Origin of the sequence: Armatimonas sp., assembly GCF_043760365.1 — a bacterium.
Lineage (GTDB): Bacteria > Armatimonadota > Armatimonadia > Armatimonadales > Armatimonadaceae > Armatimonas.
Genome location: NZ_JAYUPA010000692.1, coordinates 1 through 10,972, shown reverse-complemented (window position 1 = coordinate 10,972; position 10,972 = coordinate 1). Strand labels below are relative to the sequence as shown.

General features: G+C 55.9%; 11 protein-coding genes and 1 pseudogene. 8 read left to right on the top strand and 4 right to left on the bottom strand.

Annotated features, from left to right (window positions below):
- The 8 genes and pseudogenes from ACH2EH_RS16295 to ACH2EH_RS16260 form a co-directional block, all read left to right on the top strand.
- Window positions 1-288 (top strand): annotated as a pseudogene (locus ACH2EH_RS16295) (hypothetical protein); the annotation flags it as partial.
- A 61-nt stretch (window positions 289-349) separates the two neighbouring features.
- Complete coding sequence (locus tag ACH2EH_RS16290) at window positions 350-742, top strand: hypothetical protein (RefSeq protein ID WP_395143190.1); 393 nt, start codon at window positions 350-352, stop codon at window positions 740-742.
- Between the two features lie 76 nt (window positions 743-818).
- Entirely contained in the window at window positions 819-2,138 is a 1,320-nt protein-coding gene (locus ACH2EH_RS16285; RefSeq protein ID WP_395143188.1) for an AAA family ATPase, read from the top strand.
- Window positions 2,139-2,140: 2 nt separating this feature from the next.
- On the top strand, window positions 2,141-2,908 hold the full coding sequence (locus ACH2EH_RS16280) for a hypothetical protein (protein WP_395143187.1): 768 nt from the start codon (window positions 2,141-2,143) through the stop codon (window positions 2,906-2,908).
- Window positions 2,909-3,131: 223 nt separating this feature from the next.
- Entirely contained in the window at window positions 3,132-5,294 is a 2,163-nt protein-coding gene (locus ACH2EH_RS16275) for a type IV secretory system conjugative DNA transfer family protein (protein ID WP_395143185.1), read from the top strand.
- The gene (locus ACH2EH_RS16270; RefSeq protein ID WP_395143183.1) at window positions 5,278-6,312 is read left to right on the top strand and encodes a replication-relaxation family protein; all 1,035 of its coding nucleotides are present in this window, start codon (window positions 5,278-5,280) and stop codon (window positions 6,310-6,312) included. Before ACH2EH_RS16275 ends, ACH2EH_RS16270 begins: the two co-directional genes overlap by 17 nt.
- 166 nt (window positions 6,313-6,478) lie before the next feature.
- Window positions 6,479-6,670, top strand: a complete 192-nt coding sequence (locus tag ACH2EH_RS16265) for a helix-turn-helix domain-containing protein (RefSeq protein ID WP_395143181.1) — start codon at window positions 6,479-6,481, stop codon at window positions 6,668-6,670.
- A 118-nt stretch (window positions 6,671-6,788) separates the two neighbouring features.
- Entirely contained in the window at window positions 6,789-7,895 is a 1,107-nt protein-coding gene (locus ACH2EH_RS16260) for a Fic family protein (protein WP_395143179.1), read from the top strand.
- Between the two features lie 151 nt (window positions 7,896-8,046).
- Here ACH2EH_RS16260 and ACH2EH_RS16255 read toward each other — a convergent pair whose 3' ends face one another.
- From ACH2EH_RS16255 to ACH2EH_RS16240, 4 genes are all read right to left on the bottom strand, one after another.
- Window positions 8,047-9,693 (bottom strand): recombinase family protein, encoded by a 1,647-nt coding sequence (locus tag ACH2EH_RS16255; RefSeq protein ID WP_395143177.1) that lies wholly within the window; start codon window positions 9,691-9,693, stop codon window positions 8,047-8,049.
- The gene (locus ACH2EH_RS16250) at window positions 9,671-9,817 is read right to left on the bottom strand and encodes a hypothetical protein (RefSeq protein ID WP_395143175.1); all 147 of its coding nucleotides are present in this window, start codon (window positions 9,815-9,817) and stop codon (window positions 9,671-9,673) included. The genes ACH2EH_RS16255 and ACH2EH_RS16250 overlap by 23 nt, the downstream gene beginning before the upstream one ends.
- Window positions 9,818-10,000: 183 nt before the next feature.
- Window positions 10,001-10,417: a hypothetical protein gene (locus ACH2EH_RS16245; protein ID WP_395143173.1), complete on the bottom strand. Its 417-nt coding sequence runs from the start codon at window positions 10,415-10,417 to the stop codon at window positions 10,001-10,003.
- The coding region (locus ACH2EH_RS16240; RefSeq protein ID WP_395143171.1) for a hypothetical protein at window positions 10,414-10,972 on the bottom strand (559 nt) is incomplete at its 5' end. The genes ACH2EH_RS16240 and ACH2EH_RS16245, both read right to left, overlap by 4 nt.

The window sequence follows — 10,972 nt, the reverse complement described above, 5'->3', positions numbered from 1 at the left end:
CGTTATGAGCTTTCACCGCATTCGGTAGGAGCCTCGGGGCCGTCTCCCACCCAGTCCCCGTTGCCACGTGCTCTGCCCCCAGGCACCCGTGTACGTGTCGCTGTCGAGCCAAATCAAGCTATGGGGATGGAGTATTGCCGCCGCGCCTTTGCTCGGGTGGGATGGGCACCCGTGAGCGAGATTGATTCAGATGGCCCTACCGAGACAGAGCACTACGGCTCCTTCGGGAGTAGCGGCTTTGGAGTCAACCGCCACTTAGTTCGCAATACCCGTCGCGATCTGGGCTAGAAGCCTATTCTCTGGCCTAGAAGCCCTGGAAGCCCCTTCTGAAAGTACAAGGAATATCTTTATGCAAATAATCTGTTTAGTTCCCCTGACCCCGGCTGGCGATGAGCTGGGCTACCTTCCGCTCCTGGATTTTATTGTTACTGACGCGGGAGCGGGCGAGGGAATGGCAGTGCCTTCCATGCTGCGCAGTCAGCTTGAGGTCCTTCAGGAGCTGATCTACTGCACTCTGGAGAGCGAAGGCCTCAAGCCAGTCGAGGATGAGCTTGGACTGCGCCTCACGATCTCGGAGGCCCTCGCCTTTGCGGGGGAGGAAGCACCTGTCGAGCTTCGCCTTGTCGTTCGCCCAGTAGCAAGTCCCTCGCCGGAATCTTCCCTGAACGTGGTGAGGCCAGCCGAAGGCATCCAGGTGCCCGGTTTTGACTGGAACACGTTCTTCGAGACGACGGGGAAGTGAGACAGGAGGTATCAAGATGGTTCAACTATTTCAACGAAAAACAACAATGCCGAAAGTGGCGGATAGATCTGAAAAAGTGGGGGATGGATCTGAAGAGCAGGTGCAGAGCGATGCCATCAGGATCGCTCCTTCCCTGATCACGCTCGAGTCCGCTCCTTCTTCCCCCTCGGGTGGTTCTTCTTCGCCCTCGCCTGGGGGGAGCTGGGAGTGCATTATTGAGCCCATGGAAGAGGAGGGAAGCCTGCGCTGGCGTCAGTGCCTCACCGAAGCACTACGGCCCCAACTGGAGAGCCGCCTTCATGCAGAGCCCAACGCAGACCAGTTCACGCTGGCCTGCTCGCCCTGGCACCGGGCCGAGCTTCGGCGAACAACCCAGGGCTGCGAAGGCCCGCTGCGACTACAGGTAAGCGCCAGCGTTAAAGGAGCCACCGGGGTTAACCTACCCGCCCAGCCCAATAGCCGGTTGGCAGCGCTCGGAGGGAGAACGTCTTCTGGTGGTTCCCAGGAGGGCTATCCCGAGGAAGCGCTGCCTTCAGAGCGGCTAATGCACTCGTTTGCAAAACTGGTAGGACTGGAAGAGCAGGCAAGCGAGCTTCTCAATTACCTTGACTGCTTCTGTGGCGATGCCTTGACCCGCTGGGGAGAGACGTCCAGCCAGAGCGTGCCAGCACCCCTCCTAACGCGCTTCAGCCAGAGCGTGCCCTTATTCCTGCTGTATGGAGATCCCGGTGTAGGTAAGTCGGTGCTCGTACGCGGCGTTGCCGATGCCTTCTGCCGCCAGAAATCGACTTCTGGCTCGCTGATCAGTGTGGGGACTGAGGTGCGGGGCAGTGGGCTGGTAGGCGACTTCAGCCAGAAGCTCCGTGGGGCGTTTACCGCCGTGCGTCGCCTATCCAGTTCCGGTCTGCGCGTGCTCGTGATAGACGAGGCCGAAGCGATCGCGATGCGGCGCAGTGAGTCCGCCGCGCACCAGGAAGATCGCGCTGCCACCAATACACTACTCCAATGCCTGGATGCCCTTCAGGGAGAGGAGCGGATCGCTGTCTTTCTGACGACCAATCGCCTGGAGGCACTGGATCCCGCCTTGCTGCGTCGCTGTGCGCTGACCTTGCAGCTCTCAAGGCCAGGAGACGCGGCGAGGGCAGCTCTTCTGGAGGCATGGCTTGGGGAGGTCACGTTTGTGGATTCTCCCTTAATTAGTGCAAGCGAAGGGATGACCGCCGCGGATCTGGAGAATGCTTTGACACGTGCTTTCCTCATGGCGGTACGGAGGGGTCAGGCGCTCGCCGAGGCGGATCTTAAGGTGCTGTTGCAAGAAGCGCAACGAACTCAGGCGGTGGACATTTCACTACCGGTTAACATTTCACTACCCGTTATCAGTGAGAAGGAGCGATAACTATGGGCATATTCAAGGCGATGGGAGAGGGCTGGGATGACTTCTGGGCGGAGATCGATACAGACCGGCAGATTACTTTGACGAACCGCGAGATCCGCCTCCACCAGTCAGAGCAGTCTAAGTTTGAAGCACTCCAAAATGTGACGGAAGCGGGCGTTAAAGCTGCCACCTCGCAAAGGACTGCCCTCGCTCGGGTGAGTGAGGCGCAGCTTGAAGCTGAGCGCCGCCTGATGAATGTTCAGATAGCTACGGAGACGGAGAGGTGGAATGGGCGCACCCAAATTGCAGTCGCACAGTCAGATTTAGGAATTATTGCCCATGCTAAGCAGGCAGAGTACATCGACGCCCAGACGCGGCTCCTGGAGGCGCAGGCGGAGCACCTGTTTCACCGGGGATTAGCGGGTTTGCCCCCAGAAGAGTTGACAGAGCAGCTTGATGCCTATGCTCAGCAGCAGATGCACCGCTTCGTTGGTGACTCCTTGCGCAGGGCTCGGCTGACGGGAACTGTTCCTCCACCAGAGGCGCTTCAGGCCACGCAAAGTATGCGCCGCCACACGATTCCTAGCCTCTCGAGTGCTCGGCCCAGTGACCAGGATATCGATCGAATCGCCCAGCAGGTAGTCGTTCAAGCCCGCTCACTACCAAGCGACGAGATGGAGCAGTTCTGGCAAGAGCTGCCCTCCCAGCTCTTAACACGATACCCCGATCTGGTGGCTCAGGAGATCGGGGAGCGGGCTCAGGAGATGCGCAGCATGACCATCACCCGCTAACTCATAACCATCACGCGCTAGAGAAAGTCAATAATGACCTCTATTATCACCTCTACCCCTGACAGTAGAGGTGATAATAGACAGCTTGTGAGGAGAATATATGCCTTCCGCCCTTGAAAAGGGCTGTAACTGGCTTATCTTTTTCCTCACTCTCTGGTCTCTTCCTGTCTTTTCTTTTTTGTTTTGCTCAAACGGAGTACTTCTTCTGACTGGAGTCTTTTTTATGTCTTCTCTCCCTTTCACTCTACCTCTAGGCGAGGCCGTCACCGAAGGACCCGGCGACGGCCTCACCACGCTACAAACGGACTCGTATCAACTAAAACCGCATCTCGAAAAACCATGGCTGCGTGCCTACCTCAAAGAGCGTATTACAGGCGGCGATATCAAAACGGAAAACGACAAAATAGCAAAAAGTCGAAACGGTCAAAGTGCCTCCGTCTGCGCCACCGCGCACGCTCTCCAGCGCCACAGTGTTTTGTTTGGATCGACAGGCATGGGCAAGTCGCGCCTCATGCGTCACGTAATTCGCGAGCAACTACAAGCGGGCTGCTCGCTTATTGCGATGGACCCCAAGGACGAAACCATTCAGGACTTGCTCGATGTTGCTCGCGAGGTCGGCATCCCCGCCGAGAAAGTCACCCTGCTCCGACCCCTGGACAAGAAAGCCCCGATTCCCGGCTGGAACCCTTTGCTTGCCGTTGCTGACTCAGTAGAGTCCTCCGCGCGGGATCTGACGGATCTGATGAAGAGCATCTTCCATGCGAGCTGGGGGGTACAGCTCAGCTACTTTTTGCGCAACGCCCTAGTTGTCATGGCCACCCATAAACTCACTCTGACCGAGCTTCAGAAGTTCCTAACGCAGGAGGACTACCGCGAGCAGTTGATTCGGATCCCTGTTGTACAGGAGGATCCAGTTGCCTACACAAAAGCGTGTGAGTGCTTCCTTGAAGACTTCACCGCTCGCAGCAAGGGAGAGCGCTCGTCGGCGGTGGCCCCGATCCTCAACAAGATCCAGGGCTTCATCGCCAATGCCTATCTTGCGGCACTGCTGTGCCCCAAGCGGCAGACACTACACCTGGACTCCCTCTGGAGTGAGCAGAGGCTTGTCCTGGTGCACCTGGATGAGAGCATCTTAGGCGATGAGGGAGCGCAACTGCTGGGGGGAATGATTGCCCACTTTGCCCTGCGCTCGGCGTTCCGGGTCGGTGAGAAGGCGAAGCGCCATGTGATCCTCTCGCTCGATGAGTTAGGTGTTCAGGAGAAGTTCATTGGTCCAACTGTGGTGAAGGCGGTGCGCATTGGGCGTAGCTATAAGATTCGCCTGCTACTGGCGGGCCAGGATTTCGAGCAAATGTCTCCGGATCTTCGCACGACGGTTCTCTCCAGCCCTTCGGTGAAGATTTTCTTTCGCCTTGGCTATAATGACGCTCGCTACGTTGCCGCCTCTCTTGCGGCGGGAACGCAGGGCCACATCTCTAAGATCACTCTTTCGGCGGTGCCTCGCAGTGGTCGTAAGAACCAGGTGGAGCAGGTGGTGGCAAGTCACGAGGTCCTGGATGGCTCTGGCACACCGGTGATAGTGCCCGAGGGACTGTGGTGCTTCTACAGTGGAACCTCTACTGAGCCGAGTGCTGTGAAGAGGTTCTTCGATGAGCTTGGTGCGTGGGCAGGTCGGCTCTATGTTCGCTGTCCCTATTGCGGTCAGGGGGTGGCAGTGCATCGCTACATTGAGGGCGTTCCTGAGAAGGACTACTGGCTCGGCGGTCCTGATACTCTGGAGCTCCACATCTCGTTTCCTGAGCCTAAGGTAGTGCATGTGGAGCGTCTGAGTAAGGCGGAGCTGGAGGGGGTCTGGCTTCGGAAAATCCAGGATCTTGAAATCCAGTATGCGGTAGTGAAAGTCGCGGAAGCACCCGCGCAGATTGTTCGAGCGGTAGATGTGGTGGATCGTCCGGCAACTGCGCAGGAGCTGGAAGTCTATCGCGTGGCTGCGCTGCGGGCCAATGGACAAAGCCAAGAGGAAATCCGTGCGGTTGCTCAGTGGCGCACCAATCAGATTCTCATGGTCGCTGGTGGACTGGCTAAGCCCGCATCTGCTGGGAATGAGAATGCCGAATTTGCCAAGGAGTCTTTAACGGGCAGATCACCCAAGTCGCGTGCGAAGTCCGCCCCTGAGTCCTTATTTGATCACATTCCAGAGCCTGATCACGTTTCAGACAGCATCCCCATCGATATTGTAGAGCCTGGGGCGAGCATCCCTTCCGGGGTGAGCGATTCATCATCTGAGATCGGTGCCACCGTAGGGGTCTCCAGAAAAGTATCGAACAAACGCAATAGTCGAAAGAATCCCATAGAGGGGGTCGCGAGCGATGGAAGCCTTTTCTGAGAAAGTCGCCTTGTCTGAGGGGGCCTTGCGGCGCGGGCGCTACACCCCCACGCTGGAGGTCGTGTCATTGACACGGCCAAGGGTGCGCCTCTTGGAGGATCTGGCAGCCTGTCGAATCTTGACAATCCAGCAGATTATGTACCTGTCGGGGCTTGCCAAGCACAGCGCCCAGCGGCATCTTCGGTTACTGTTCGATGGGGGGTATATTGCTGTGGTTCCTATCTCTCGGTCTGCGCTCGCGGGGCCAGGTGATCCTAACGATGCATCGCTTCTGTTTGGCTCCGCTCCCAATATTTATGTCATGACGAAGAAGGGGCTACGGTATCTTGAGAAGGCAGGCCTCCTGGCTCCTGAAGATGCTCTGGAGGTACTTCCGGGCTACGGCCCGAAGAACCATCTGTTTTTGCGCCATGCTCTCCTGATCAAGGACATGCATATCTGGCTTCTGATGCAGTCACGGCGCTCACAAGATAGCGCCTCTACGGGGAATTCTGCTTCACTTGTGGAAAACCATTTCGAGCGATGGCTGGAAGGACAAGAGGCTACCTTTACCCTACCGACGGGGGGGAAGGGGCAGCGGCGTGTGTTGCCGGATGCCTGGTTTTCCTATCGGTTTCGTTTCGCACCAGATCCACTGGTTACGCTCTGCCTTCTGGAAGCGGACCGAGGCACAGAGCGGGGGATGCGCCATTGGCCAGAGAAGGTTCAGAGCTACGTGCGGCTACTGTATTCTGGGGAGCTTCAGAAACAGAGCGGATATGAAGGGGGACGTATTGTGGTACTGACCCTTGACGCCGCGCGTCGTGATTCCCTTGCAGCGCGCCTCCAGGAGATGGTGAAAGCTCAAGAAACTCATAGTGGTCTGGAAATCTCTAGTTTCGCTAGGCGATTCTGGCTCGTCTCCCGTGAGGATCTGCTTTCCAGTGACTGGATAAGCCCGGTTTGGTGTAACCTGACACACGTTGGTCTCGTGCCTTTTCTAACACCCGCACAGCTTAAAGTTACCGCGTTGGGATAATGCTTTCAGGATTCAGCATCGAGTTCGTGTAAATATGAGGTCGTAAATAAATCGCGTATACTGTGTCTCCAATAATGGGTGAACAGGAGATTTAGATCATGTTGAGGGGATGTAGACGATGGTGATAAGCAGGGGTGATAGCGGTGAAGGTCGAGAGTATTTGACGGTGGATCGTGATTTGTTGACGGTAGACCAGGCAGCAAGCTACTTGCAGCTATCCGCGTCCTCAATCCGTTCCTACATTCGTGGGGGGAACCTGAAGGCATTTCGGATTGCGGGCCGTCGGAAAGTGCTGATCCAGCGCGAGGATTTACTCGCACTTTTGGAGCCTGCCCGACCTATCGAGGAGCCTGTGTGATCTATCGAGCCGTGAGTCCACCCTGTTGATTCTTCGCTGATTGTGCAGTTATTCCATGGTCTTGACAAACCCATCAAAATCAATCAAAATCAGCCATGATTTATTATAAAATCGATTCATGTTCTCTAGTGATCTACCAAGGCTCCCTATCGTGAGCCTCGGCACCTACCGTCCCAGCCAGGAAGTTCTGCGCCTCGTCGCCGAAATCGATGAGTTTAAAGGGGCATGGCGTGCCCTGCGCAATATCGCTCCCGAACGTCTGAGCGCACTCAGGCGTGTTGCCACCATCGAAAGCGTCGGCTCATCTACCCGCATCGAGGGTGTCACGCTTACCAATGCTCAGATTGAGTTGCTACTCTCGGGCCTAGAGACGCGCTCGTTTACTTCGCGTGATGAAGAGGAGGTTGCGGGCTACGCGGCCTTGATGGAGACGATCTTTTCGAGTTGGCAATATCTGCCTCTCACGGAGAATCAGATCAAACAGCTTCATGGGATCTTGCTCAAGTACTCCAGCAAGGATGAGCGCCACCGGGGATACTACAAAACGCTCTCGAATAATGTTGAGGCATTCGGCCCCGAAGGGGAGAGTCTCGGGATTGTCTTCGAGACAGCTAGCCCCTTTGATACACCTTTCCAGATGGCTGCACTTGTTTCTGAGACCCGTGAGTCGTTGGAGGCTGGCTTGGTTCACCCCCTCCTACTCATTGCCGCGTTCGTGGTACGGTTTTTAGCGATCCATCCATTTCAGGATGGTAACGGACGGCTCTCCCGCGCTCTAACCACCTTGCTCCTGCTGCGCTCAGGATACAGCTATGTTCCCTATGCCTCTTTGGAAAGTATCGTTGAGGAGAACAAAGAGAGCTATTACCTGGCACTGCGCCGCACTCAAGGTACCCTGAAAAGTACCCAGGGAACACTGTCTTCAGATGTGCCAGATTGGGAGCCGTGGGTGACGTTCTTTGCTCGTACGTTGCACACACAGAAATCACGCCTAGAGCGAAAGATTGAGCGTGAGCAGCTTCTGGAAGGCGACTTGCCAGAGTTATCTATTCGAATCTTGGAGCTTGCTCGTGAGCGGGGTCGTGTGAAGAGTTCTGAGATTCTGATTTTGACAGGAGAAAAACCGGGGACAGTTCGCAACCGACTGAATGAACTTGTGGAGCGCGGCCTCTTGAATCGTCATGGCAAAGGCCCAGCAACCTGGTATACGCTCGGCATTTCGTAGTGCACTACGAAATGCCAAGTGCACTACGAAATGCCAAGTGCACTACGAAATGCCAAGTGCACTACGAAATGCCAAGTGCACTACGAAATGCCGGGTGCACCGGGTTCGGCAAAGCTAGTGCAACGCTCGTTGCAACTCGTATTTTTCTGATCTACACTATTTTTGTAACCCAAGAAGGTCGTAAGCAGTCGTAGTCACCGCTTTTGACAACACGAAAAAAAGCAAACAGGTTTTCGATCTTTGTCCAGTTTGCCCAGCCATGAAGAACTGCTCCCTCGGGGGCGGTTCTTTTTAAGCTTCCAGAGCCTACTTTTAGGGGTTCGATGTTCTCAGAAATAGGAGCAAATGCTCGGTGTAAGTGAAGCAAAATCGGGTTTGGCTCGACCTCAACTTTGCCATCCAGCAAGGTGTAGCGAATGCCGAGCAGGCGGGCTACTTCACGGCGCTCGAACAAACCGCCGAGCTGGAAGCGCATGTGGGCCGTCTCGCAGAAAGTGATGGCGCTTTCAACCGTCTCTCTCGTCCGATCCACCTGACCCTGAACTTTGCTGACCTCTCCACGTAGGCGACTCACCACGCCCTTGAGTTCGGCCTCTTTGCTCTGATAGGTCGCGGTGTCTATCACCCCCGAAAGGCGAAGATCCAGCAGTCCGGAAAGACGACGTTCACTTTCGACAAGCGTCTTCGTCTGCTCTTCATAAACCCCATCCAGCCCGGCGAACTCTGCCTTGGCCCAGTTGCGCAGAGTGTCCCGTACCAGCTCTCCCGTTTCCTTGGTGATGCTTAGCCCAGCGAGGTGGCGGTCTATCTCAAGTTCCAGTGTCTCTTCACGAATCCCGCGCTTGTTGCACTGCTCGCCTTGTTGAGCGCAGTGGTAGTAAACATAGTTGCCGTTCCCATGACGGCCCTTCTGCGTCTCTGCGGTAACGCCATGACCACAGCGGGCGCAACGAAGTAGTCCTGTATAGGCAAACTCATGGCGACTGGAGCGGCGCTTCATCGTCGTGCCACGAATATGCTTCTGCGCTTGCTCGTACTCGGCATAGGTAATCATGGGCTGGTGATTCCCTGGATGCATCTCGCCTTTAAACATGAAAAAGCCCGCGTAGAAGGGATTGGTGAATAGGTTATACGTGCTCGTCCGACAGATTTCCCCGCCGCCGCTCTTGTGACGTCGCCGGGTGGTAAACCCCCATTCGTCGTTCAGAATCCGGTGAACCTCAGCGATAGTATGTGACCCACTGATCAGGAGCTGCCAGGCACGCTGTAGCGTCTCGAAGCGCTCAGGGTCGGGCTGAATGGTGTGCTCGTAGACATCATTAACGTAGCCTTCGGGTGCGCGAAATGGTGCCCAGCCCTTCTCGACTTTGCTCAATGTGCCACGCTTTACGCTCTTCTTGAGATCCAGGATGAACTGGTTGGCGGTGCCGGTCTCGACAGCAAAGAGTAGGACGTTGTCTGAGGGCAGGAACTGCCGGTCGGGGGTGTGAATAGAGAGTAGGGTTCCGTTTTGCAGCATCCAGGAGAGCTTGCCAGAATCGACGGGATTGCGGGTGAGTCGGTTTATCGCCCAGCAAAGAATAGCGTCGGCTTGGCCGCGCTCTATTTTCTTGAGCATGCCCTCGAATCCGGCACGTGCGCTTGGGTCTTTGGCGGAATGGGACTCGCTGATCTCCTCTACGATGGTTAGACCGCGTGAGGTAGCTAAATCCCGGAGAATGCGCACTTGGTCGTCAATGCTTTGAACCTGGCGATCTTCCGACTCAGAGGACTTTCTAGCGTAGAGGATGTAGCGCATCGTGTAGGGCGTTAAGGTGATGAAGTTGGGTCAGGTAGACAAGGCGCATGAGTGTTTCCAGAAGCTCCTTGGCGTCTTTCTCGTTGAGGTTAGCACCGTAATTCTGTGCGTACAAGGTCTGCATGCGGACGACGTATTCTGGCGCTGCGGTGGGAAGCGGATAGGGGTAGGTTGGAATGTTAGGCATAGGCAAAATTAAAGTGGGTTTTAAGATAAAAATAGCCTGCACGTTGGCGTGTGTCATCGTGCAGGCGAGTAGTTTTCTAGCGGATTCCCACAGATACAGATATCTGAATTTAGGAAAGTTTCATTTAGGGAATGGCTGCCCAATCATCTTCTCGATGGTGGCGCGAGGGACGCGCCGCCACCTAGGTTTCACGAAGCTACCGTCTGTTTTTCTCTCGAACTCCGGGAGATCGAACTGCTCAGGGAATTGCCACCGATCTGAGTGGCTGTTGTACACTCCTCGGTTGGGATAGTGCTCCACCACGACCGGCGGGGCTTCGGGCTTCTGTAGGAACTCCCAGGCGAGAGTTGCCAGTACCTCGATTCGATTCGTCACACTGGTGCCTGCGTTTGAATCTAGCTCGGTGAAGATTGCTACGGCCGGTCTGGGTTCTTTGGGCTGATAGAGCCTCAGGTAGCAGACCGACTTTACGCCATGATATCCCCGGTAGTGCCAGGGGCCATCGTAGATGACCTCGGCAGGTGTAGACTCTTTCAAGCCGCCGCCAACCTTTCCTGAACCGAGTAGACGACTTCGGAGCTGGCAGTAAGCGTCGCAGATGGCACTGGGGTGTCCAGAGGCTCACCCACGACATCCTCTACTGCCTCACGACAAAGGGGTGTCCAGTGGAGCAGGCGACGCTCTCGCACCGCAGGGGCATTGTCTGCCGCCTTGGGCTTTCTTCTGCCCGTTCGTAGGTTTGTGGCGGGGCTGTTGCAGTTGGGGACGGTCTCTTTGAAGAGAACCAGCCCCAGCTCTTCGTCGAAGTCCATCAGGATATTGCCCAGTTTGTACTTGCGACCGGCATAGTGCTCGATGAGTAGGAAGTCTAGCTCACTTTGCACGTCCGCTAATCCGCCACGGAAGCTAGTGACGATAGTCTCCAGCCAGGGGCCAGTGGGGAAGTCGGGCACTTGCGGTGCCCAGCTCACCAGAACAACTGCTTCTTTCATTTCTCCATCGGCAACGGGCACGAAGACTCTTACCCGACAATCCGCCTTGCGCTCTTTGCTGTCTTCCAGCTCGAAGCGCTGATCCAGGGTCTTTTTCACG